24 protein-coding genes, 1 tRNA gene and 1 pseudogene are annotated in these 21,945 nt (G+C 67.5%); 18 read left to right on the top strand and 8 right to left on the bottom strand.

Annotated features, from left to right (window positions below; genetic code table 11):
* The first annotated feature begins 27 nt into the window (after window positions 1–27).
* The 5 genes from SBI80_RS12025 to mspA all read left to right on the top strand — a co-directional run bounded on the left by SBI80_RS12025 (window position 28) and on the right by mspA (window position 4,871).
* Window positions 28–1,500 (top strand): HAMP domain-containing sensor histidine kinase, encoded by a 1,473-nt coding sequence (locus SBI80_RS12025; protein ID WP_318974845.1) that lies wholly within the window; start codon window positions 28–30, stop codon window positions 1,498–1,500.
* A 150-nt stretch (window positions 1,501–1,650) separates the two neighbouring features.
* The gene (locus SBI80_RS12030) at window positions 1,651–2,982 is read left to right on the top strand and encodes a S1C family serine protease (RefSeq protein ID WP_318974847.1); all 1,332 of its coding nucleotides are present in this window, start codon (window positions 1,651–1,653) and stop codon (window positions 2,980–2,982) included.
* Between the two features lie 29 nt (window positions 2,983–3,011).
* The gene (locus tag SBI80_RS12035) at window positions 3,012–3,554 is read left to right on the top strand and encodes a MogA/MoaB family molybdenum cofactor biosynthesis protein (protein ID WP_413232714.1); all 543 of its coding nucleotides are present in this window, start codon (window positions 3,012–3,014) and stop codon (window positions 3,552–3,554) included.
* Window positions 3,555–3,713: 159 nt separating this feature from the next.
* Window positions 3,714–3,872, top strand: coding sequence for a hypothetical protein (locus SBI80_RS12040; protein ID WP_318974848.1), 159 nt, complete (start codon window positions 3,714–3,716; stop codon window positions 3,870–3,872).
* 375 nt (window positions 3,873–4,247) lie between these two features.
* A complete protein-coding gene (gene mspA / locus SBI80_RS12045) occupies window positions 4,248–4,871 on the top strand; it encodes a porin MspA (RefSeq protein ID WP_318974850.1) in 624 nt (207 codons plus the stop codon).
* 63 nt (window positions 4,872–4,934) lie between these two features.
* Here mspA and mscL read toward each other — a convergent pair whose 3' ends face one another.
* Complete coding sequence (gene mscL, locus SBI80_RS12050) at window positions 4,935–5,381, bottom strand: large-conductance mechanosensitive channel protein MscL (protein ID WP_318974852.1); 447 nt, start codon at window positions 5,379–5,381, stop codon at window positions 4,935–4,937.
* Between the two features lie 107 nt (window positions 5,382–5,488).
* Between mscL and SBI80_RS12055 the strand changes: the two genes are divergently transcribed.
* Entirely contained in the window at window positions 5,489–5,698 is a 210-nt protein-coding gene (locus SBI80_RS12055; RefSeq protein ID WP_318974853.1) for a hypothetical protein, read from the top strand.
* Between the two features lie 2 nt (window positions 5,699–5,700).
* Here SBI80_RS12055 and SBI80_RS12060 read toward each other — a convergent pair whose 3' ends face one another.
* From SBI80_RS12060 to SBI80_RS12070, 3 genes are all read right to left on the bottom strand, one after another.
* On the bottom strand, window positions 5,701–6,366 hold the full coding sequence (locus tag SBI80_RS12060; protein WP_318974855.1) for an SAF domain-containing protein: 666 nt from the start codon (window positions 6,364–6,366) through the stop codon (window positions 5,701–5,703).
* Window positions 6,367–6,430: 64 nt separating this feature from the next.
* Window positions 6,431–6,790 (bottom strand): FmdB family zinc ribbon protein, encoded by a 360-nt coding sequence (locus tag SBI80_RS12065; protein ID WP_318974857.1) that lies wholly within the window; start codon window positions 6,788–6,790, stop codon window positions 6,431–6,433.
* A 103-nt stretch (window positions 6,791–6,893) separates the two neighbouring features.
* Complete coding sequence (locus SBI80_RS12070; RefSeq protein ID WP_318974859.1) at window positions 6,894–7,475, bottom strand: 5-formyltetrahydrofolate cyclo-ligase; 582 nt, start codon at window positions 7,473–7,475, stop codon at window positions 6,894–6,896.
* Window positions 7,476–7,547: 72 nt separating this feature from the next.
* Between SBI80_RS12070 and SBI80_RS12075 the strand changes: the two genes are divergently transcribed.
* The 5 genes from SBI80_RS12075 (at window position 7,548) to SBI80_RS12095 (ending at window position 11,829) form a co-directional block, all read left to right on the top strand.
* Entirely contained in the window at window positions 7,548–8,462 is a 915-nt protein-coding gene (locus tag SBI80_RS12075) for a UTP--glucose-1-phosphate uridylyltransferase (protein WP_318974860.1), read from the top strand.
* A 38-nt stretch (window positions 8,463–8,500) separates the two neighbouring features.
* Window positions 8,501–9,763 carry a molybdotransferase-like divisome protein Glp gene (gene glp, locus SBI80_RS12080; RefSeq protein ID WP_318974861.1) on the top strand — a complete coding sequence of 421 codons (1,263 nt, stop codon included), beginning with the start codon at window positions 8,501–8,503 and terminating at the stop codon, window positions 9,761–9,763.
* Between the two features lie 42 nt (window positions 9,764–9,805).
* Window positions 9,806–10,459 carry a GNAT family N-acetyltransferase gene (locus tag SBI80_RS12085; RefSeq protein WP_318974862.1) on the top strand — a complete coding sequence of 218 codons (654 nt, stop codon included), beginning with the start codon at window positions 9,806–9,808 and terminating at the stop codon, window positions 10,457–10,459.
* A gap of 133 nt (window positions 10,460–10,592) precedes the next feature.
* Entirely contained in the window at window positions 10,593–11,705 is a 1,113-nt protein-coding gene (sepX, locus tag SBI80_RS12090; protein WP_318974863.1) for a divisome protein SepX/GlpR, read from the top strand.
* Window positions 11,706–11,756: 51 nt separating this feature from the next.
* A tRNA-Ala gene (locus SBI80_RS12095) sits at window positions 11,757–11,829 on the top strand.
* A gap of 322 nt (window positions 11,830–12,151) precedes the next feature.
* On the opposite strand, the gene SBI80_RS12100 is transcribed toward SBI80_RS12095, so the two are convergent.
* Window positions 12,152–13,027 (bottom strand): sulfite exporter TauE/SafE family protein, encoded by an 876-nt coding sequence (locus SBI80_RS12100; protein ID WP_318974865.1) that lies wholly within the window; start codon window positions 13,025–13,027, stop codon window positions 12,152–12,154.
* Between the two features lie 205 nt (window positions 13,028–13,232).
* Between SBI80_RS12100 and SBI80_RS12105 the strand changes: the two genes are divergently transcribed.
* The 4 genes and pseudogenes from SBI80_RS12105 (at window position 13,233) to SBI80_RS12115 (ending at window position 16,418) form a co-directional block, all read left to right on the top strand.
* Entirely contained in the window at window positions 13,233–14,612 is a 1,380-nt protein-coding gene (locus SBI80_RS12105; RefSeq protein WP_318974866.1) for an MBL fold metallo-hydrolase, read from the top strand.
* Window positions 14,613–14,648: 36 nt separating this feature from the next.
* Window positions 14,649–15,850, top strand: a pseudogene (locus tag SBI80_RS12110) (NAD(P)/FAD-dependent oxidoreductase).
* Between the two features lie 59 nt (window positions 15,851–15,909).
* Window positions 15,910–16,080: a DUF8730 family Cys-rich protein gene (locus SBI80_RS28295; protein WP_489685603.1), complete on the top strand. Its 171-nt coding sequence runs from the start codon at window positions 15,910–15,912 to the stop codon at window positions 16,078–16,080.
* Entirely contained in the window at window positions 16,077–16,418 is a 342-nt protein-coding gene (locus SBI80_RS12115) for a rhodanese-like domain-containing protein (protein WP_318974868.1), read from the top strand. The genes SBI80_RS28295 and SBI80_RS12115 overlap by 4 nt, the downstream gene beginning before the upstream one ends.
* A gap of 28 nt (window positions 16,419–16,446) precedes the next feature.
* On the opposite strand, the gene SBI80_RS12120 is transcribed toward SBI80_RS12115, so the two are convergent.
* Window positions 16,447–17,589: an acyl-CoA dehydrogenase family protein gene (locus SBI80_RS12120; RefSeq protein WP_318974870.1), complete on the bottom strand. Its 1,143-nt coding sequence runs from the start codon at window positions 17,587–17,589 to the stop codon at window positions 16,447–16,449.
* Between the two features lie 87 nt (window positions 17,590–17,676).
* Here SBI80_RS12120 and SBI80_RS12125 point away from each other — a divergent pair, with 87 nt between their 5' ends.
* Both SBI80_RS12125 and SBI80_RS12130 read left to right on the top strand, forming a co-directional pair.
* Complete coding sequence (locus tag SBI80_RS12125) at window positions 17,677–18,261, top strand: TetR/AcrR family transcriptional regulator (RefSeq protein ID WP_318974871.1); 585 nt, start codon at window positions 17,677–17,679, stop codon at window positions 18,259–18,261.
* A 203-nt stretch (window positions 18,262–18,464) separates the two neighbouring features.
* The gene (locus SBI80_RS12130; RefSeq protein WP_318974873.1) at window positions 18,465–18,815 is read left to right on the top strand and encodes a histone-like nucleoid-structuring protein Lsr2; all 351 of its coding nucleotides are present in this window, start codon (window positions 18,465–18,467) and stop codon (window positions 18,813–18,815) included.
* Between the two features lie 120 nt (window positions 18,816–18,935).
* Here the strand turns inward: SBI80_RS12130 and SBI80_RS12135 are convergent, their stop codons facing one another.
* A complete protein-coding gene (locus SBI80_RS12135) occupies window positions 18,936–19,637 on the bottom strand; it encodes a cutinase family protein (RefSeq protein WP_413232701.1) in 702 nt (233 codons plus the stop codon).
* Window positions 19,638–19,822: 185 nt separating this feature from the next.
* Complete coding sequence (locus SBI80_RS12140; RefSeq protein ID WP_318974875.1) at window positions 19,823–20,938, bottom strand: GGDEF domain-containing protein; 1,116 nt, start codon at window positions 20,936–20,938, stop codon at window positions 19,823–19,825.
* A gap of 171 nt (window positions 20,939–21,109) precedes the next feature.
* Here SBI80_RS12140 and SBI80_RS12145 point away from each other — a divergent pair, with 171 nt between their 5' ends.
* Entirely contained in the window at window positions 21,110–21,940 is an 831-nt protein-coding gene (locus tag SBI80_RS12145) for a class II aldolase/adducin family protein (protein ID WP_318974876.1), read from the top strand.
* Window positions 21,941–21,945 lie beyond the last annotated feature (5 nt).

The raw sequence follows: 21,945 nt of genomic DNA on the forward strand, positions 1-21,945 counted from the left end.
TTCTGGTGGCGATCCCGTGAGCGGCGGATGGCCGAGGGTCGCGACGACGCATCGCACTACGCCAGTTCGGTGTCGTTGCGCTGGCGGGTGATGCTGCTGGCCATGTCGATGGTGGCGATGGTCGTGGTGCTGATGGCGCTGGCCGTCTACGCCGTGGTGTCACGCGCCCTCTACGACGACATCGACAACCAGCTGCAAATCCGCGCGCGGCTGCTGATCGAGAGCGGTCTGCTGGCCGTCGACCCCGGCAAGGCGATCGAGGGCACCGCCTACTCCGACGTCAACGCGATGTTCGTCATGCCGGGCCGGTCGATCTACACGGCGAACCAGGAGGGGCAGACCCTGCCGCTTGGCGACCCCGAGAAGGAGGTCATCGGCGGCACGCTGCGAATGTCGTTGCGCACGGTGAACTTTCAGCGGGTGCTTGCCGTTCATCTGCCCAGCGGCGACTCGCTGCTGATCTCCAAGAGCCTCGATCCCACCGGCCGGGTGATCAAACGGCTCGGCACGATTCTGCTGATCGTCGGTGGTCTGGGGATGGCGGTGGCCGCCATCGCGGGTGGCACCGTGGCCCGCACCGGACTGCGGCCCGTCGCACGCCTGACCGACGCCGCCGAGCGGGTCGCGAGAACCGACGACCTGCGGCCGATCCCCGTGCATGGCAGCGACGAACTGGCCCGGCTCACCGAGGCGTTCAACATGATGCTGCGGGCGCTGGCCGAGTCGCGGGAACGCCAGGCCCGGCTCGTCACGGATGCCGGCCACGAGCTGCGCACGCCGCTGACGTCGCTACGCACCAACGTCGAACTGCTGATGGCCTCGATGGCTCCCGGTGCGCCCAGCATCCCGGAGGAGGAGATGGCTGGGTTGCGTGCCGACGTGATCGCGCAGATCGAGGAACTATCCACGCTGGTGGGCGATCTGGTCGACCTCACCCGAGACGACGCCGGTGTGACCATCCACGAGCCCGTCGACCTGTCCGAGGTCGTCGACCGCAGCCTCGAGCGAGTTCGGCGGCGCCGCAACGACATCGACTTCGACGTCCAGACCATCCGGTGGCAGGTCTACGGTGACGACGCCGGGCTGTCTCGGGCCGTGCTCAACCTGCTCGACAACGCGGCCAAGTGGAGCCCACCCGGCGGCCGGGTCGGGGTGCGGCTGGCCCAAGTCGACCCGTTGCACGCCGAGCTGGTGGTCTCCGACTTCGGCCCGGGGATACCGCCGAGCGAGCGGGAGTTGGTGTTCGAACGCTTCTACCGGTCGACGTCGGCGCGTGCGATGTCCGGCTCAGGTCTCGGCCTGGCGATCGTCAAACAGGTCGTGGTGAAACACGGTGGGACGCTGTGGATCGACGAGACGGTGCCCGGTGCCGAATCGCCAGGGGCGTCGATCCATCTGGTGTTGCCGGGCCGGCTGGTGCTCGAGAACGGCATCGGAACGGCCGCGACACGCGCGACCAGTGCGGTGGACGGGGTGAACGGCAAGCCCGAGAATGGGTGACCAGGGGTCGAACCGCGACGAAGTCTGGGCGAGTCCCGAACGATCTCTAAGTCGATTCTCAGCCCAGGGGGGCACTGTTCGAGGCGCGCCCTTCGTTACTCATGACAGACCGCCGACGCCACCTACCCGAAAGTAGAGCCAACAGTCGCGATGACGAACGATCCGAGGTACTCGCCTCCCCCCGCGCCCGGTCATCGACCAGGCGCCCACCAGGGCGCGGCGCCGGGTTACCCCGGCCAGCACCGCGCGGGTACCCATTCGCAGCAGTCCTACGACTGGCGGTATGCCACTCAACCGCCGCAGTCACACCGCGGTCCGCACGATCCTTACCGTCCGGCCGACCCGACACGCATGATGCCGCCGCCGCCGGTCAGCCCGCGGAGGCGTTCGCGCGCGGGCCGGTTGACGGTCGGTGCACTGGCGATCGCCGTGGTGTCCGCCGGTATCGGAGGCGGCGTGGCGACGCTGATGCAGCCGGGCCGGCCGGCGTTGAGTTCCTCGATCAGCGGCGCCGCACCGAGTGAACCCGCTGCGAGCCTTCCTGCCGGTTCGGTCGAACAGGTCGCGGCCAAGGTCGTGCCGAGCGTGGTCAAGCTGGAGACCGACATGGGCAGGCAGTCCGAGGAGGGCTCCGGCATCATCCTGTCCAACGACGGGCTGATCCTGACCAACAACCACGTGGTGGCCGCCGCCGGCGGCGGCCCCGGTGCCCCCGGCAACGTGCAGACCAAGGTCACGTTCGCCAACGGCGCCACCACCTCCTTCAAGGTGGTGGGCACCGACCCCAGCAGTGACATCGCGGTCGTGCAGGCCCTTGGCGCGACCGGACTGACGCCGATCACGCTCGGGTCGTCGGCCAACCTGCGGGTCGGTCAGGACGTGGTGGCCGTTGGCTCGCCGCTCGGGCTCGAGGGCACCGTCACCACCGGCATCGTGAGCGCGCTGAACCGGCCCGTTGCCGCCGGCGGTGACGCGCAGAACCAGAACACCGTGCTGGACGCCATCCAGACCGACGCCGCGATCAATCCGGGCAACTCGGGCGGCGCGCTGGTGAACATGAACGGTGAGCTGGTGGGGGTGAACTCCGCGATCGCGACCATGGGCGGCGAGTCCGGCCAGACCCAGAGCGGGTCGATCGGTCTCGGATTCGCCATTCCCGTCGACCAGGCCAAGCGCATCGCCGACGAGCTGATCCAGAGTGGCACCGCGTCGCATGCGTCGCTCGGCGTGCAGGTCGGCAACGACGCCAGCGTCGACGGAGCCAAGATCGTCGACGTCACGGCCGGAGGCGCGGCCGCCGCCGCGGGGCTTCCCAGCGGGGTCGTCGTCACCAAGGTCGACGACAGGGTGATCGGCAGTGCCGACGCGCTGGTGGCGGCCGTCCGCTCGCGGGCACCCGGTGACAAGGTCACGCTGACCTACCTCGATCAGGGCGGCAAGCCCCAGACCGTGGACGTCACCCTCGGAAAGGCGCAGCCGTGACGGTGGCGCCGGGGCGTCCCGGCCTGAGGATGGCTGATGCGCCGTCGTCGGTGGCGGGATATACGGTGGCATTCATGGAACAGCCAGGTGAGTTGGTGGGGCGTGCGCTGGTCGTGGTCGTGGACGATCGGACTGCGCACGGAGACGAAGAGGACCACAGCGGTCCGCTGGTCACCGAGTTGCTGGGGGAGGCGGGATTCGTCGTGGACGGCGTCGTCGTCGTCGCGGCCGACGAGATCGAGATCCGCAATGCATTGAATACGGCCGTGATCGGCGGCGTGGACCTGGTGGTCTCGGTGGGCGGCACCGGGGTGACTCCCCGGGACGTCACCCCGGAGGCCACCACGACCATCCTCGATCGTGAGCTGCTCGGCATCTCCGAGGCCCTGCGGGCGTCGGGGCTGTCGGCGGGGATCGTCGATGCCGGGGTCTCGCGCGGGTTGGCGGGCGTCTCGGGTAGCACCCTCGTCGTCAACATCGCCGGGTCGCGGGGCGCGGTCCGCGACGGCATGGCCACGCTCGGTCCGCTGGCGGTCCAAATAATCGACCAGCTATCCAGTCTGGAGATCTAACTCGTTGCCGACCCGTCCCGACCCGGCTGTGCGTATTGCACGCTCAGCCGGGTTATTTGCATTAGCGTCAAATGAGAAGTTGCTTCGCCAAATTGCGTTACCGCTAAGTGAACAGCTATTACCACCGTACTGTGATCTTCGTCACACCAAAGGAAGACTGTGAACGACCAGACACGCCCCGGCGGCCATTCAGTTAACAAGATCTTCGGCGATTTCCTTCCCGAGATCACCCGGGATGAGCGTGATGAGCGCGACGTCGAAGGCGATGCCGAGCGCGATCGCTGGTTGCGCGAGAACGTCCCCCCGCACCACGGCTGAGCTGCACTTTCTCCCCATGCGTGGGAAATGTTCACAGCGCGAACAACACTTCTGCAATGCCGGAATCTGCCATGGGGCGGGCAATGCGGCCGGCCACCGGCGGGGACGCGTACGAACCGGATGCGCGGTCGGCGGCGGCCGGCAAACTTCGGCGATGGGGTCGCCAGCCTTCGTGAGCGGATGTGTACGCGTTGCCGGGCGGATGCCCCGCCGTTATGTTTCTCGCTGTCAAACGATGAGCTCTACGTAAGAACAACATGTGAGGTTTCTAATTCCCCTCACATCGAGGTCTTGCGGAGTGCAGGTTAGCGGTAGAGCCGGGCACTCACAGGAAACGGCGGACGACCCAGTCCGTCACGACAAGCTAGGGAGATCATGAAGGCAATCAGTCGGGTGCTGGTCGCGTTGATCGCGGCCCTCGCCGCTCTGTTCACGAGCACGGGCACCTCACACGCAGGTTTGGACAACGAGCTGAGCCTGGTCGATGGCCAGGACCGGACCCTGACGGTCCAACAGTGGGACACCTTCCTCAACGGTGTGTTCCCGCTTGACCGCAACCGCCTGACTCGCGAGTGGTTCCACTCCGGCCGGGCCAAGTTCATCGTCGCCGGTCCCGGTGCCTCCGACTTCAAGGGCACGCTGGAACTGGGCTACCAGATCGGCTTCCCGTGGTCGCTGGGCGTTGGCATCAACTTCAGCTACACGACGCCGAACATCCTGCTCGACGACGCGACCCCGGCGAACCCGCTGCAGGTCATCACGCCCAACCTGTTCCCGGGTGTGTCCATCAGCGCCGACCTCGGCAACGGCCCTGGCATCCAGGAAGTCGCGACCTTCTCGGTCGACGTCTCCGGTGCCTCCGGTGGTGTCGCGGTCTCGAACGCACACGGAACGGTCACCGGCGCCGCCGGCGGCGTTCTCCTGCGTCCGTTCGCGCGGCTCATCGCCTCCACCGGTGACAGCGTCACCACCTACGGCGAACCGTGGAACATGAACTAACTCCCTAGTTCAACGAGAACAGCCCCCGGCCTGTGGCCGGGGGCTGTCTTCGTTTGATGGGCGTTACTTGTCCGAGCTGGTGTACTTCGCGGTGTCGGGTTCCGGGCCGGTGCCTGGGCCGGTGACCGTCTCGGCGCTGACGCCGTCCTTGAGCAGATTGCGAATCTCGGTGAGGAGGCTCAATTCGGTGTCCTGGGCCTGCTCCACCTCGCCCTTCTTGCGCAGCCGGTTGTAGGGCACGACCACCAGGAAGTAGACGACCGCAGCCACCAGCACGAAGTTGATCGCCGCGGAGATCAGGGTGTTCAGGTCGACGAACTGGCCGCCGCCGATGCTGATCTTCAGGATGCCGACATCGGTGTTGCTGGCGCCGATCCGACTGGTGAGGGGGGTGATGATGCTGTCGGTGAAGGTCTTGACGAGTGCGGTGAACGCCGTGCCGATGACGACCGCGACCGATAGGTCGACGATGTTGCCTCGGGAGAGGAACTCCTTGAAACCCTTCAGCACGTGGGGTCTCCTTCCGGTATGTGGACCGGCCCTGTGCTCGATCCCCGTGTGTCAACGCTAGCCGGGGAGACACTGCGGACGGAGACTCCAGGTGCTAATTTCGTCGCGTGGGGATGCGGATCGTGATCGCGATGATGGCCGTGTCGACGAGCCTGTCGATCGCCTTCGCAGCCGTCGGGTACGCCGACCCTGCGCCTCCCACACCCGGGCCGACCGCCACCTCGACCGACGACGAGCTGGTGGACATGGTGCTCGAAGCCATTGCGCACGGCGCGCCGGCCCCAAGCACCTCGCCGGACACCGCCCCGCCCAACTGACCTCAGTGGAAGGTCAGCGTGATCGCTTGCGACAGCGAGGCACCCGCGACCTCATTGGCCACAGGCGCTGGCAGCGCGATCATGACGACGCCCTCCCGGCCCGGTTCCTTCGCCTTGGCCGACACCATGACCACGACGGCGTCCGTGGCGACCACCCGCGGTCGGCCCTGGGCGTCGGCCCGAGCCGTTCCCGGTGCGTCGGTGACCGTGAGAACGTCGACGACGTCCCCGGCGCGCACCAGATCCAGCAGGGCAGCGTCGGCGGGGTGCACGGGCACGATGCGCGCGTCTGGTCCTGCACTGGCCTCGGCGAGTCGTGAGCCGAGCACCCGCACGTCGGTGATGACCTCGCCCCGGCGCACCGGACCCGTGAGCGTGCTACCGACGAGGGTGCCGGCATCGTCTCGCGAGCCGTCGGGAATGGTTGTGGCGGAGCGTGATTCGACTCGCAGATCGGATGCGGTGAGCGCCGTGCCCGGCGCCAGGTCGCGGGCTGCGACGACGACGTCGGCGCGCCCGTCGGCGGGGTCGGGTCGCAGCGCGGCAACCCCGGCCAGGACGACGAGAGCGGCGGCCGCGGCGCGGCGGGCGGCGACCGTGCGCGTCCAGTCCGGCCGCAGCCCGGCCGCGATGCGCGACATCAGCGATGGATTGAGCGATTCCCCCATGCGGCCACGCTAGGCAGCGCGACGGCGTCGTGGGAGGGGGCGCCGAGCGACCTGTGGATAACTGCTAGCTGGAGGCAGCCGCGGGAGAACTCGACGAAGAACTCGAACTGGACTTGTCCGAGCCGGACGAGGAGCTCGAGGACTTCTCCGACGACGTCGACTTCGCGGCCGGCTTGTCGGAGGACTTGTCCGACGAACTCGAGGACTCGCCGCTGCTGCTCGACCCGTTGATGGTGCTCTTCGAGGTATCGCGGCTGTCGTTGCGGTAGAAGCCGCTGCCCTTGAACACCACGCCCACCGAGCCGAAGAGCTTGCGCAACCGGCCCGAGCACTTCGGGCACGTCGTCAGTGCATCGTCGGTGAACGCCTGCACCGCATCGAAGCGGTTGTCGCACTCGGTACACGCGTACGAATAGGTCGGCACGAAAACCTCCGAGAAGTGACGAAACTTTTTAGCACTCTAACTGTTCAAGTGCTAGAACCGCCATGTGGGCCCGGTCATTCCCGGCCGACGTGTCCCGCCCAGGTCAGCCGAGTTCGACGAGCCCGTGCCCTGGTGTCAGCGCGTGCGTCATCGCGACGTCGTGCGCGGCGCCGGGGAGCCGATCGCGCAGCTCGTCGTCGCGGACGATCGCCACCAGACGCGCCGCTGGATCGGCCAATGTCAGCGAGCGGTCGTAGAACCCGGCGCCGCGGCCCAGCCGAACGCCGGCCCGGTCCACCGCCAGAGCGGGGACCACGATGAGTGCCGCACGCGCGATCGCCTCGGGCGGCAGCGTCGGCCCGGCCGGTTCGCGCAGTCCGTGACCGGCGGCGACGAGCTTGCCCGCACGGTATTCACCCCAGCTCAGCGGTAGGGGAGTGCCCGCTGCGTCCTCCCTGGCGACGGGCAGCAACACCGTCGCACCGGCGTCGACGAGCGCGTCCAGCATGGCCACCGAACCGGGTTCGGAGCCCACGGGCACGTAGGCGCAGACCGTCTCGCCCCCGTCGGCCAAACGTGCGAGTCGGACGCCGAGCGCGCCGGCCTCCGCCAGTCGCACGTCGGCCGGGATGGCGCGGCGCGCGGTGAGGATCTCGGCGCGGAGCTGGGCCTTGGTCTGCCGCATCGGTCCACGATGTCACGTGCCAGATCAGGGCTTGCCCGGATGCGCGAGCGCGATGACGTTATGGTGTCAACGATGACCACACGGGCCCTGGTGCCGATCCCGCGCACCGCGATCGTTCCGGCCGCCGGCCTGGGAACGCGATTTCTCCCCGCTACCAAGACGGTTCCCAAGGAGTTGCTGCCCGTCGTCGACACCCCAGGCATCGAGCTGGTGGCCGCCGAGGCTGCCGAGGCCGGGGCCGAGCGGCTCGTCATCGTGACGTCCGAGGGCAAGGACGGCGTCGTCGCACACTTCGTTCAGGACCTGATCCTCGAGGGCACGCTCGAGGCTCGCGGCAAACACGTGATGTTGGAGAAGGTGCGCCGCGCGCCCGCCCTCATCAAGGTGGAGTCGGTGGTGCAGCATGAGCCGCTGGGCCTCGGCCACGCCGTGAGCTGCGTGGAGCCGACGCTGCTGCCCGACGAGGATGCCGTCGCGGTGCTGTTGCCCGACGACCTGGTCCTGCCGACGGGTGTGCTCGAGACGATGTCCAAGGTGCGCGCCAAGCGCGGCGGTTCCGTGCTGTGCGCCATCGAAGTGCCCGCCGACGAGATCAGTGCGTACGGCGTCTTCGACGTCGAGGTGGTGCCCGACGCGGTCAATCCCAACGTGTTGCGCGTCAAGGGCATGGTGGAGAAGCCGAAGGCCGAGGACGCGCCGTCGCCGTACGCGGCCGCCGGCCGTTACGTCCTGGACCGTGCGATCTTCGACGCGTTGCGCCGGGTGCCGCGTGGGGTCGGTGGCGAGATCCAGCTGACCGACGCGATCGCGCTGCTGATCGAGGAGGGACATCCGGTTCACGTGGTGGTGCACCGCGGTTCTCGACACGACCTGGGAAATCCCGGCGGGTACCTCAAGGCTGCGGTTGACTTTGCGTTGGAGCGTGACGACTACGGACCGGAGTTGCGGCGCTGGTTGGTCGAGCGATTGGGCCTGAACGTCAACTGACTAGCGTGTGGGCTCCGCGACTGAAGAAAGGCGCATGAGTGCGTTCGGTGGAGGAGCAGCAGGCACGGGTGGCTGCCGCAGCAGTGGCGCCGAGGCCGGTGCGGGTGGCCATCGCCGAGGCGCAGGGCTTGATGTGCGCCGAGGAGGTCGTCACCGAACGTCCGCTGCCCGGTTTCGATCAGGCAGCGATCGACGGCTACGCGGTACGTAGCGTCGACGTGCTCGGCGTCGGTCCCGGTGACGACGGTGACGACGGCGGATCCGATCGCGAGGTCAGCCTGCCCGTGATGGGTCTCATCGAGGCGGGCGCCAAGACGCCGAGCCGGTTGCAGCCCCGGCAGGCGGCCCGGGTCCAGACCGGCGCGCCGATGCCGACGCTCGCCGACGCGGTGTTGCCGCTGCGCTGGACGGACGGCGGGGACTCGCGGGTACGCGTGCTGCGCGGTGTTCGTTCGGGCGCCTACGTGCGGCGCACCGGTGACGACGTTCAGCCAGGTGACGTTGCCGTGCGCTCGGGCACCATCATCGGAGCAGCTCAGGTCGGACTGCTCGCGGCCGTGGGGCGGGAACGGGTGCTAGTGCATCCGCGGCCGCGGCTGTCGGTGATGAGCGTGGGCGGTGAACTCGTCGACGTCTCGCGCACGCCCGGCAACGGGCAGGTGTACGACGTCAATTCCTATGCGCTGGCCGCAGCGGGGCGGGACGCCGGGGCGGAGGTGAACCGGGTCGGCATCGTCGACACCGAGTCCAAGACGTTGCGCGACGTGGTCGAGGGCCAGATCAACCGCGCCGAGGTGCTGGTCATCGCCGGGGCGGTGGGTGGCACGGCCGCCGAGAGCGTCCGGGCCGTGCTGTCCGAACTCGGTGACATGGAAGTCGCGCGCATCGCGATGCACCCGGGATCGGTGCAGGGTTTCGGCCAGCTGGGTCGCGACGGCGTTCCGGTGTTCCTGTTGCCGGCCAACCCGGTGAGCGCGCTGGTGGTGTTCGAGGTGATGGTCCGGCCGCTGATCCGCATGTCGCTGGGCAAGCGCCAACCCCTTCGGCGTGTCGTCCAGGCGCGCACGCTGTCGCCGATCACGTCGGTCGCCGGGCGCAAGGGCTACCTGCGCGGGCAGCTGATGCGCGATCAGGACACCGGCGAATACCTGGTGCAGGCGCTGGGTGGCGCACCCGGAGCGTCGTCGCACCTGCTGGCGACACTCGCCGAGGCGAACTGCCTGGTGGTGATCCCCAGCGAGGCCGAGCAGATCCGTACCGGTGAAACCGTCGACGTGGCGTTCCTTGCCCAACGGGGCTGACGACGAATCCGCCGCGGATGCGAGGAGCAGGATGGCCGGGCAATGAACCTCTGGCGGTCGACGTCCATGCATCCGGGCTGGCCCAAGCCCGTCGGTCCGCTGCGGGTGCGCGCGGGGGTGGTCGGGTTGCGGCCGGTGCGCCTGCGCGACGGGGCGGTGTGGAGCCGGATCAGGCTGGCCGACCAAGCCCACCTCGAGCCGTGGGAGCCGGTTGCCGAGGTGAATTGGGAAGTGCGCCATTCGATGTCGGCCTGGCCGTCGATCTGTTCGGGCTTGCGCGCCGAGGCCCGCAGGGGGCGGATGCTGCCGTACGTCATCGAGCTCGACGGTGAGTTCTGCGGGCAGTTGACGATCGGCAACGTGACGCACGGCGCGCTGCGCTCGGCGTGGATCGGGTACTGGGTGGCCAAGGACCGCAATGGAGCCGGGGTGGCCACGGCAGCCCTGGCGCTTGGGGTGGACCACGGCTTCGGGCCGGTCGGCCTGCACCGCATCGAGGCGACGGTACGGCCGGAGAATGCGCCGAGTCGCGCCGTGCTGGCGCGGGCGGGCTTCCGCGAGGAGGGTCTGCTGAAGCGCTACCTCGAGGTCGACGGGGCGTGGCGCGATCACCTGCTGGTGGCGATCACCGTCGAGGAGCTAAACGGTTCCGCGGCGTCTGCGCTGGTCCGCGCCGGACGTGCAACGTGGGCCTAGCTGTGTGGCAGTTGTGACTTCTGAGGCAGATGTGCTTGTCAGGGATGAATTACAGGTGTGTAATTGACCTCGGCGCGTCGACCCCGGATGCGCTGGTCACGGACCTAGCCTTACGGGGAAAGGAGCCGGCGACATGCCAAGCATCCCCCAATCCCTCTTGTGGATCTCCCTGGTCGTGCTCTGGTTGTTCGTACTCGTTCCCATGCTGATCAGCAAGCGTGACAACGTGCGTCGCACCAGCGACGTCGCGCTCGCCACCCGAGTACTGAACACCGGAACCGCCGAGCGCTTGCTGCGCCGGCGCAAGCCGGCCGCGGGCCACCACAGTGATCCCCACTGGCGTCCGACGCACGACGACCTCGACGATTACCACGACGACGAAGACGACGAGCCGGCCGCGCCGCGCCAGGCCGTCGTCGCGATGGCACCGGCCACGGCCCAAACTGAACCCGACTACCTCGACGTGGACGTCGTCGAGGAGGACTCCGGGGCGCTGCCCGTCGGCGCGTCTGCCCGGCCCACGGTGGCCGCGGAACCCGAGCTGCCGCTGGAGTTCGGCGAGGGCCCGCGACCGCTCTCGGCCGACGACACGCGCACGTTCTCCGTCGACGACCTCCAAGAGGTCGACGAGCCGGTGCGGGCCGGGGCCGAACCCGACGTCGAGGACGAGAGTGCGACGACCGATCAGTTCGCCGCGGCGTCCGGAGAGGATGCCGGCGCAGGTACCGACTACGACTACGAGTACGTCGACGACTCGTCGGAGTTCGAGGCCGTCGCCCCGGATCCCGATCTGCACGTGGCGGGTTCGAAGTCCCAGGAACGCCGCCGCAGCTACGAGTCGAAGACTGCGGCCGCGGTGAGCGCACGCAAGTTCCGCTTCCGCACCAGGATGCTGATGGCGATGGCGTCCCTGCTGCTGCTCACCGCCATCGCCGCGTTCTTCCTGTCGTCCACCTTCTGGTGGGCGTGCGGGACCATCGGGGTCATCACGATCCTGTACCTCGGCTACCTGCGTCGTCAGACGCGCATCGAGGAGCAGGTGCGGCGCCGTCGGGCACAGCGGATGATGCGGTCGCACCTTGGCGTGGAGAACACCCGCGACCCGGAGTTCGACGTCGTGCCCGCCCGGTTGCGCCGTCCCGGCTCGGTGGTGCTGGAGATCGACGACGAGGATCCGATCTTCGAGCACCTGGAGTACACGGCCTTCGCGAGGGACTACGACCTGCCCCGAGCTGCGGGTCAGTAACGCGGTTTTCTCGGTCGGCACCGGCACTGGTAGCCTGTGCTTCCGGTACAAGGGGCTATAGCGCAGTTGGTAGCGCGTCTCGTTCGCATCGAGAAGGTCAGGGGTTCGATTCCCCTTAGCTCCACAAAGATTGAGCAGCTCGGGTCCGCCCATGCGACGTTCGTCGCTCGTCGTGCGGCTTGATGCCCCTCCCAGATGACGAGTCCGACTTGGCCCGGCGCGCCCCGGATTGCCGAGCCGAGGCCGGGTGCTGCGGTCTCAACACCCGGGGTTGTCCTCGGCTCGTTCGTAGCGACGGTGAGGAACCGCAACCTCGGATGTGTATCCCCCCGTCGCCACCTGACTCATTGCCTCCGTGCGCGGCCCCAAACTGCAGGCCCGCGTCCTTGCCCGATGTCCTACGGAACGTTCAGTACCCGCCGCATAGTTCAGAACGTCCAGTTCGTCTAGATTGTCCGGGCCGGATACGGCCTCGACGCTCCCAGCAACCGTTGCAACGGGCAGTGTGCGTATCTGGTGCAGGCGAACGACGCTGCGGCGGCGCCCAGGGTCAACGCCCGGAGGGTGGCACCGACTGCGGGGTCGAGTTCCTGGGCCAGGATGACCGATGCCATCAGCAGGACGAACCAGCCGAAGGCGCGGCGCAGCGTGCCTGGATCGATCAGGGGTACCAAACGTCCCCCGATGAGGGCTCCCACGACCGCGGCAGCGGTGACGAAGCCGGCCAGGCGCCAGTCGATCTGTTCACTGGCGAGATGTCCGGCCAGGCCGGCGAGCGATTGCATCGAGATGACCACCAGCGAGGTCCCGACCGCGATCGGCATCGGCAGCCCCGCCAACAGGGTCAGTGCAGGAACCAGGAGGAAGCCACCTCCGGCGCCGACGAGGCCGCTGATCAGGCCGACCGCCGCGCCCAGCAGGGCGATCCGAACGGTCGGTAGCGGGTGCTCGCCTGATTCGGCGGGTTCCGGGCGGCTGCGCAGCATCGCCAGGCCGGCGGCGACCATGATGATCGCGAATGCCACCAGCAGCGCAGTTCCCGGGATGACGTGGGCCACCCGGCCGCCGCCGTAGGCGCCGGCCATTGCGGTCAGGCCGAAGAGGGCGGCGATGCGCCATTGAACCCGGCCGGCGCGCGCGTGGGTGATGGCCGCCATGGCACTGGTCACCCCAACCACCAGCAGGGACGAGGCGATCGCGTGGCGTGCCTCCAGGCCCGCCACGTAGGTCAGCAGGGGGACGGTCAGGATCGATCCACCGCCGCCGAGCAGGCCAAGGGCGACGCCGACGAGGACGGCCAAGGCAATGGTGAGGGTGATCATTCGGGGTGTTCCTTCCGACAGTTCCGCGAGTGACGGATGGCCCTGGCGCGATATACCTACCGGGGTATCTTGGAGCTCGATCCTAGCGATACCCCGAGGGGCATTGTCAAGGTCGGAAATAAAATACCCTGGGGGGTACTTCATATACCCGTAGGGGTATATGACACGATGGTGTCATCGAAGCAAGTAACAGAAGGATGAGACGATGATCTTCCAGCAGTACTACCTCGATTGCCTGTCACACGCGTCGTACCTGATCGGTGACCAGGCCAGCGGCCGGGCCGTGGTGGTGGACCCGCAGCGCGACGTGGCCGAATACATCGCCGATGCCGAAAAGCACCGACTGCGAATCGAATTGGTCATTGAGACGCACTTCCATGCCGACTTCCTCTCCGGCCATCTCGAGCTGGCGAAGGCGACCGGCGCCCGGATCGTCTACTCCTCAGTCGCGCAGACCGAGTTCGAATCGGTGGGCGTCGCCGATGGCGAGCGGTACTCGCTGGGTGAAGTGACGCTGGAATTCCGGCACACCCCCGGGCACACGCCGGAGTCGATGAGCGTGGTGGTCTACGAGCACGCCGAGGATGCCGTGCCCTATGGCGTGCTGACCGGCGACGCCCTGTTCATCGGTGACGTGGGCCGGCCAGATCTGCTCTCGTCGATCGGGTTCACGCGCGAGGAACTCGCCGACGAGCTCTACGACTCGCTGCACGACAAGCTGATGACGTTGCCGGATGCGACCCGGGTGTTCCCCGCGCACGGTGCCGGCTCGGCCTGCGGGAAGAACCTCTCGACGGACCTGTGGTCGACGATCGGTGACCAGAAGGCGACGAACTATGCCTTGCGCGCTCCCGACAAGGCGACGTTCATGACGCTCGTCACCGAGGGGCAGCCGCCCGCGCCGGGGTACTTCGTCTACGACGCGATCCTCAACCGCAAGGACCGCGACCTGCTCGACGAGACCAAGATGCCGGCGGCCCTGTCCTACGAGCGGATGCGCGAGGCAGTCGATGCCGGTGCGGTGCTCGTCGACGGACGCAGCCCGGAGGACTTCGCACTGGGACACCTGCGCGGTGCGATCAACATCGGCCTGGAGGGGCGCTACGCGGAGTTCGCCGGTTCGGTGTTGCCGTCCGACGTGGACGTCGTGTTGTTCACCGAACCCGGCCGGGAGCTCGAGGGGAAGAATCGGTTGGCCCGCATCGGCTTCGATCGGGTCATCGGCTACCTCGCCGAGCCCTACCAGGTGATGCTCGCCCATCGGGATGACGTCCGGATGGCATCGCGGTTGACGGTGAGCGCCTTCGACGAGCGCGTCTCCCACCTGTCTGGTCTGCAGATCGTGGACGTCCGCAATCCCGGTGAGGTCGCGGCGGGAACGATCCCGAACGCGATCACCATCCCGGTGGGCCAACTGCCCGGCAGGCTGGCCGAACTCGACGCCACCAAGCCGACCGTCGTGTACTGCGCCGGCGGATACCGCTCCTCGGTCGCGGCAAGTCTGTTGCGCCAGCGTGGCTTCCGCGACGTGAGCGACATCCTTGGCGGCTTCGGCGCCTGGGACGACGCTCACCAACCCGTCTGACGGCACCGCCGCAATATTCGAGGAAGACGAACGAACGTGACCATCACGGGCAAGCATCAAGTCCTAATCATCGGTGGCGGTACGGCCGGCATCACGGTCGCCGCACGCATGCTGCGCAAGGGTTTCGGCGACGTAGCCGTCGTCGAACCGTCGAACGTGCACTACTACCAGCCGCTGTGGACACTGGTTGGCGGCGGGCAGGCACGTGCGTCGACCACGAGGCGTTCCGAATCCTCGGTGATGCCCAGGGGCGCGAGGTGGATTCGACGGGCGGCGAGCGTCGTCGACCCCGATGACAACATCGTCACCTGCGACGACGGCACCGTCTACGAATACGAGGTCCTGGTCGTATGTCCGGGAATCCAGCTGGACTGGAAACGCACCGAGGGACTCGAGCAGGCGCTCGGGCGAAGGGGGGTCTCGTCGAACTACCGGTTCGACCTCGCGCCGCGCACGTGGGAGTTGACCCGTAACACCCGATCGGGCACCGCGGTATTCACGGTCCCGTCTGGTGCGATGAAGTGTGCCGGGGCGCCGCAGAAGATCGCCTACCTGGCCGCCGACTACTGGCGGTCCCAGGGCGTCCTCGGCGACATCGACGTACACCTGGTCATGCCGGGAGCCCGGCCCTTCGGCATCCCCGCGATCGCCGACAGCCTCGACGCGGTGATCGCCGACTACGGAATCACCCTGCACACCAATTCCGAGGTGACGTCGGTCGACGGGGAGTCCCGCAAGGTCGTGGTCAGCAGTGTGGCCGCCGGCGGGACCGACGCCATGCTGCCCTACGACCTGTTGCACGTCGTGCCGCGGCAGTCGGCGCCGGACTGGATCAAGTCCAGTCCGCTGTCGACCGGCGACGCAATGGGATACGTCGACATCGACGAGTACACGCTGCAGCACGTGCGCTACCCCAACGTATTCGCGCTCGGGGATGCGGTTCGTCACCCAACTCCAAGACCGGTGCGGCAATCCGCAAGCAGGCACCCGTCGTCGTCGAGAACGTCGACGCCTTCTTGAAGGGCCGATCGTTGGCGGGCCGCTACGACGGTTACTCGTCATGCCCGATCGTCACCTCGTCTCAGTCGGTGCTGCTGGCTGAGTTCGACTACGGCCTGAAGTTGAAACCCACACTGCCACTGCTGAATCCGACGGCGCCGCATCGTGCGTACTGGTACCTCAAGAAGTACGGCCTGCCGTTCATGTATTGGAACCTGATGCTCAAGGGTCTGGCCTGAGCGCCACCCTGCGACCCGATCGACATCCTGGTCGAACCCGGACCAACCGAGGAGATTTCATGTGTTACCCGCAGAGGTGCAATAGGTGCGGAAAGACCGGCTGGGCCGGCTGCGGCCGGCATGCCGAGAGCGTGATGAAGTCCGTGCCCGCGGGGCAGCGGTGCACCTGCGCCAACGACCCGGCCCCAGCGCCGTCGGTGACGCCGCCCCGACGGTGGTGGCGTCGATGAACACACCCGACGAACTCGTCTGCGTCGATCCCACCCGGGCGCTCGAGTTCATTGAAAGTGGTTCGCGTCTACTCGACGTCCGCGAGGACGACGAATGGCTTGCCGGGCACGCGCCAGCCGCCGAGCACCGGCCGCTCGGCCTGGTCGATCCCGCTGACTATGCGACCAGCGACACGATCGTCTTGGTGTGCCGCTCGGGCGGTCGGTCGGCCAAGGCGGCCGCGGCCTTGCAGTCCGCGGGCCTTACGGTGGTCAATCTCGAAGGCGGAATGACGGCGTGGGCCCGGGAGGGGCGACCCGTCGTTCGCGACGACGGAACCCCGGGAACGATCGCCTAACGGCGATCCGGCCGAAGTGCCGACTCCGTCATCCCTTGGCGAGGCTGCGGCTGATGACCAATCGTTGAATCTGGTTGGTGCCCTCGAAGATCTGAGTGATCTTGGCCTCGCGCATGAGACGTTCGGCGCGATAGTCGCGGGTGTAGCCGACACCGCCGAGCACCTGGACGGCATCGGTGGTGACCTTCATCGCGGCGTCGGTCGCGACGAGTTTGGCGATCGACGCCTGCCGGGAGTAGTCGAGTCCGGCATCGCGGCGGCGGGCGGCGTCGAGATAGGTGGCCCGGGCGGACTCGACCGCCGCCGCCATGTCGGCCAGCAGGAAGGCCAATCCCTGGTGGTCGATGATCTTGCGCCCGAACGTCGTTCGCTGCTGGCTGTAGGCGACCGCGTCGTCGAGTGCGGCCTGGGCCAGGCCGACGGCACAGGCGGCGATGCCCAGGCGTCCGGAATCCAGCGCGCTGAAGGCGATCTGCAGGCCTTGGCCGTCGGCGCCGATGCGATGTTCGGTGGGCAGGTGCGCATCGTCGTAATGAGCCGTCGTGGTCGGTATCGCGTGCAGCCCCATCTTCTCCTCGGGGCGTCCGAAGGACAGGCCCTCGGTGTCCCTGGGAACGTGGAAGCAGGAGATGCCCTGGGATCCTTCACCGGTGCGGGCGAACAGCGTGTAGAAGTCGGCGATGCCGCCGTGGGTGATCCACGCCTTCTCGCCGGTGATGCGGTATCCGCCGTCGACCGAGACCGCCTTGCACGACAGCGCTGCGGCGTCGGAACCGGCCTGGGGTTCGGACAGGCTGTAGGCCCCGATCAGGTTGCCGCCCAACATGTCCGGTAACCAGCGGGACCGCTGCTCGTCGGTGCCGAACGACATCATGGGATGACACGACAGGCTGTGCACGCTGACGGCCACCGCCACCGTCGCCCAGCGCGCGGCGATCTCCTCGAGCACCTGGAGGTAGACCTCGTAGGGTTGCCCAGCCCCGCCCCACTCCTCGGGATACGGCAAGCTCAGCAGACCCGCCTCGCCGAGGGTGGCGAAGACGCCGTCGGGATAGGTCTCGTCCTTCTCGTGCTGGTCGACGATCGGGGCCAGCACCTTGTCGGCGACCTGACCGACCAGGCCGATCAGCTCGCGGGCCTCCGCGGAGGGCAGTAGACGGTCGACGGGCACCGGCATTCCTTCGTTGCGACGAGTACTGAAGTGTTTTGCAGAGTACTATCAACAGTACTGAAAGGCTACGTACAGTACTATCGGGCGGTGTCGCACCCGCAGGCCCCGACGTTCGGCACCCGCCGGCGCACGGAGCTGTTCGACGCGCTGACCAGGCTGTTCCTCGCAGAGGGATTCGCGCATCTCACCCTCGACGACGTCGCCGCGCGGCTGCACTGTTCGAAGTCGACTTTGTACACCCTGACCGGCAGCAAGGAGGAGCTGGTGCGGGCGGTCACGGTGCACTTCTTCCGCGGCGCGACCGACGACGTCGAACGCGAGGTCGCCGCGGTCACGGGTGCGCGGGCCCGGATCACGGCCTACCTGTCGGCGGTGGGTACCGCCCTCGGCACGGCCTCGGATCGGTTCATGGCCGACCTGGATGCGTTCGGCCCCGCCCGGGCCGTGTACGAGCAGAACACCCGGATCGCGGCTCGCCGCGTGCAGGAGATAATCGCCGCCGGGGTGGCCAGCGGCGAATTCCGGGACGTGCACGCCGCATTCGCAGCCGACCTCGCCTCGACGATGATGGTGCGCATCCAGCAGCGCACGGTGCGGGCCAGCACCGGACTCGATGATGCCAGTGCCTACCGCGAACTGGCGGCCATCCTCACCGCGGGTATCAGCGCCTAATCGACGTGGGTCTCGACCGTGCCCTCGGGCATCACGCAATATGCGCGTTGCTCATCACGCGAGGTGAAGCGCGAAGCGAAGAATGCCGTTTTCGCATAACGCCGGGAGGTGGCGGCATAACGAGTCGACAAGTCGCTTTTGCGGCTCTGGAGTTTCCCACTGGTATCGTTTTCCGCGAGGGGTTATTCAGAAGGAGTTACCGCGTGGCTGAACGCATTGTCCACCAGTTGATCGATGACATCGATGGCAGTGAAATCCCCGAAGGTGGCGGTGAACGAATTGAGTTCTCGCTGCGGGGTGCCTCCTATCAGATCGACCTTTCCGCTGCCAATATCGCCAAGCTCGACAAGGCGCTGAAACCGTACATCTCGGCAGCTACCAAGGTTCGCAAGAGCCGTGGTTCGCGGGTCAAGGCCGCTGCCAACGGAAACGGGTCGGCATCCAAGGAACAGTTGTCGGCGATTCGTGAATGGGCCCGCAAGAACGGCCATGAAATCGCCGATCGCGGACGGATCAAGACCGAGGTCGTCGAGGCTTTCGAAGCAGCTCACTAGTCGGGTCGACCCATCGCCGTCCGAGACGGCGTCGGGTCGATACCGGGGCCGTCCCGATTTTGGAGTAATCGAAACTCCGTCGAATCGATTGCCGGTGATTTCGCGCCGGCACCGACGCGGCTAGGCAGTTCCGCCGCGCGCCAACTTACTCACCGCGAAGTCGGCGGCCTGGTCGGTCAGTCCATTGGCGATGTACATGCTGTGCATGCCATTGTTGCCGCCGCCCGAGGAGCAGACCGGATCGCCGGGGATGCAGAGGTCGGTGGTCTTCGACGCGTACCGCGAGCCGACGTCGATCGGCGGCGCGTCGCTGTAGATCATCTGCATGAAACCGCTCGATGGCTTGCCGAACAATGCCACGGCTGCCACGTGGTCTGCCACCGACGGCGGCATCGGTCCGGTCAGGCCCGCCGGCAGAGCGAAGCCCTGGGGTAGGGAATCCTCGGTGATGTAGGCGGCCACCGCGGCGCCCTGGGAGTAACCACCGATGACGATCTTGGTCTTCGGGCAGTTCGCCGCGGTCTCCTTGACCTTGTTGCTGGCGTCGACGACGCCCTGGCCGGCGGCCGCGAAATCAAGGGACGCAGGGTAATTCACCGGGTATACGTCGATCGTCTTGCCGGGTGCCTTCGCCGTCAGGGAGTCGACGAAGGCCTGGCCGGTGGCGCCGACGCCGGCGGGTTCGAATGTGCCGCGGGCGAACACCACCTGCACGTCGGGGCAGGCCTGCGCGCTGGCGGGTGCCGCGGCCACGGCTGAGCCGGCCATCGTCAACAGTGCCGACGCCGCCGCCATCGACGAACGACTGAGAATGCTCTTCATCTTGACCGCCTGCTCTCGAATTCCCCCGCAGTTGCACCGTCGCCGTGGCGACCGCAGCTGATTACCCAGCCTATCTAACTATATGGCGGGCGTTGGCGCGATTCCGCCGACGGTCGAGCCCACGTCGGATTCGTGTTGCAGTGCAGCTATTCACGGTCGGCCCACGGGGTGACCAGTGACGCGGGTCAGTCGTTGGAGCCGTATTCCTCGGTGGAGGTCAGCTTCGGGTTCGTGGTGACCACCGCGCGCTGGCCCCCTTGCCGACGAGCGGTGTAGACGTTCGACGAGGCGATCGTGATCAGCTCTTCGACCAGGTCGTGCGGCGGGTGGCCGACGAGTTCGGACAACGGCGTCACCACCACGCCGATGCTCGCGGTCAGTCGGTAGGGAGCGGTACGCACGGTGTGCTGCAGTCGGTCGGTGAGCACCGCGGCGTCGGTGGTGGTGAACGAGTCGGCGACGAGGTACTCGGACTCACCGACGTGGGCCAGCAGGGCGTCGCGACGCAGGGTCGCACCGAGGCGATGCCCGATGGACACCCTGGCTTCGTTGCCACCGGCGTCACCGCTCATGGCCGTCAGCAGCGAGAAGCTGTCCAGACTGACCACCAGGATGGCCAGGAATCGATCGTCGGTCCGGTCGCGGGCGGCGATCATGGTGGCCACCCGGTCGGAGAACGCGTCGCGCGTCAGCAACCCGGTCAAGGGTTCCAGTTCGCCGTAGTGCACGTCGGGGTTGACCAGCCGAACCAGGTTGCGGCTGGAGAAGATCACGAACGCGTTGATGAAGGCGCAGAGTGCGATGCCGGACACCGTGGCCGCGGGTTCCAAGTCGCCGAGCCGAATGGCGAGTGCACCGATGGTGACGGCCCCGACGGTGCACGCGGCCGCGACCATCCGCCCGTCGTGGAACAGGGCGCTGAAGGCGGAGACGACGATGAACGCATTGGCGCCCGCCAGCCCGAGTCGGGGATCCTGCTGGATGAGACAGGCCACTGCGATGCACGCGCTGCCGAGCAGGACGCTTGATTGGCTTTGCGCACGGCTTGGCCATTTCGCCCTCGACCACAGTGACGCCATGGCCACGCAGCAGGCCAACACCGCGACCGCGAGCCCCTGGGCGAGCGGCCCGCGCGGGCCCAGATCACCAAGCATCATCACCGTCGGGATCACACCGAGCCCGACGGTGCTGAACGCGATGAACCGGCACGTCACCCGTTGACGTCCCCTGGCCGCCAGATACGACGTGATCCAGTAGTAGTGGTCCTCGGACTGAAACCGGCGCTTGACCGCGGTCAGCATGTCTGTGCCTAACGGATGGGTCTGTGTTCGAGAGCGGAGGGGCAATGTCGCCGGGGCGGCCAGCTTGCCTGCCGGAACGTTAACCGACCGGGATGGTCAAACGATAATTCGGTGAACGAGCCGGGCAGGTACCGCCGCGCACCAACGCGGCGACTGGCCTAGCGTGAAGTGGTGGATCAATCGCGCGGCGGCGGGACGGAGCGGAGTTCGATGACGGGTACGCCGAGAACCGGTGACTTCGCGGAGTTCCTCGATCCCTCGGCCTTCGAGCCGGACTTCGACGACCCCGCCAAGCTCCGGGACCACCGCAAACGTCGACTTGCCCTGGCGTACCGGGTATTTGGGGCGATGGGCTGGGGTTCGCTCGGTGACGGCCACATCTCCGCGCGCGATCCCGAGCGCCCGGACTGCTTCTGGCTGGGCCGCTACGGCGTGCCGTTCCGGTCGATGACGGTCGACGACCTGGTGTTGGTCCGTCCCGACGGCACGGTCGAAGGCGGCGGCCACATCAACGTCGCGGCCTACTACATCCATGCACCGGTCCACGAGGCCGTGCCGGAGCTGGTCTCCGCCGCGCATTGCCATACGCCCTACGGCACGCCCTTCTCGGCCGCCGTCACCAAACTTCAGCCGATCTCCCAGGAGGCGTGTGCGTTCTACGGCGACCACGAGATCTTCGATGACGAGGAGGTCAGCATCGGGTCCGTCGACGGCGGTAAGCGCATTGCCGCGGCACTCGGGACCGCGCGCGGAGTGGTGCTGCGTAACCACGGCCTGTTGACGGTCGGCACCACCGTCGATTCGGCGGTCGGGTTCTTCCTGCTGATGGAGCGGTGCGCCGAAGTTCAGGTGAAGGCGCGAGACGCTCGACCGATCGGCGCGGAGGCCGCCCGGCGCGTCCACGACGAGTTCGACGAGGCCGCCGGGTGGCAGGTCTTCCAGTGGGCGCAGCGCAGCTACGTGCCCAACCTGGCCGTCGTCGAATCGGGGGCGCCGGGGTAGCACCG

Origin of the sequence: Mycolicibacterium sichuanense, from assembly GCF_033741125.1 — a bacterium.
Classification (GTDB): Bacteria; Actinomycetota; Actinomycetes; order Mycobacteriales; family Mycobacteriaceae; genus Mycobacterium.

Bases quoted from the DNA above. Each gene is read 5' to 3' on its own strand.
- sepX (WP_318974863.1), top strand. From the start codon at position 10,593: ATGCCAAGCATCCCCCAATCCCTCTTGTGGATCTCCCTGGTCGTGCTC.
- SBI80_RS12070 (WP_318974859.1), bottom strand. From the start codon at position 7,475: ATGCGGCAGACCAAGGCCCAGCTCCGCGCCGAGATCCTCACCGCGCGC.
- SBI80_RS12100 (WP_318974865.1), bottom strand. From the start codon at position 13,027: ATGATCACCCTCACCATTGCCTTGGCCGTCCTCGTCGGCGTCGCCCTT.
- SBI80_RS12140 (WP_318974875.1), bottom strand. From the start codon at position 20,938: ATGCTGACCGCGGTCAAGCGCCGGTTTCAGTCCGAGGACCACTACTAC.
- SBI80_RS12085 (WP_318974862.1), top strand. From the start codon at position 9,806: ATGAACCTCTGGCGGTCGACGTCCATGCATCCGGGCTGGCCCAAGCCC.
- SBI80_RS12115 (WP_318974868.1), top strand. From the start codon at position 16,077: ATGAACACACCCGACGAACTCGTCTGCGTCGATCCCACCCGGGCGCTC.
- SBI80_RS12025 (WP_318974845.1), top strand. From the start codon at position 28: ATGGCCGAGGGTCGCGACGACGCATCGCACTACGCCAGTTCGGTGTCG.
- mspA (WP_318974850.1), top strand. From the start codon at position 4,248: ATGAAGGCAATCAGTCGGGTGCTGGTCGCGTTGATCGCGGCCCTCGCC.
- SBI80_RS12105 (WP_318974866.1), top strand. From the start codon at position 13,233: ATGATCTTCCAGCAGTACTACCTCGATTGCCTGTCACACGCGTCGTAC.
- SBI80_RS12030 (WP_318974847.1), top strand. From the start codon at position 1,651: ATGACGAACGATCCGAGGTACTCGCCTCCCCCCGCGCCCGGTCATCGA.
- SBI80_RS12075 (WP_318974860.1), top strand. From the start codon at position 7,548: ATGACCACACGGGCCCTGGTGCCGATCCCGCGCACCGCGATCGTTCCG.
- SBI80_RS12035 (WP_413232714.1), top strand. From the start codon at position 3,012: ATGGCTGATGCGCCGTCGTCGGTGGCGGGATATACGGTGGCATTCATG.
- SBI80_RS12135 (WP_413232701.1), bottom strand. From the start codon at position 19,637: ATGAAGAGCATTCTCAGTCGTTCGTCGATGGCGGCGGCGTCGGCACTG.
- SBI80_RS28295 (WP_489685603.1), top strand. From the start codon at position 15,910: ATGTGTTACCCGCAGAGGTGCAATAGGTGCGGAAAGACCGGCTGGGCC.
- SBI80_RS12060 (WP_318974855.1), bottom strand. From the start codon at position 6,366: ATGGGGGAATCGCTCAATCCATCGCTGATGTCGCGCATCGCGGCCGGG.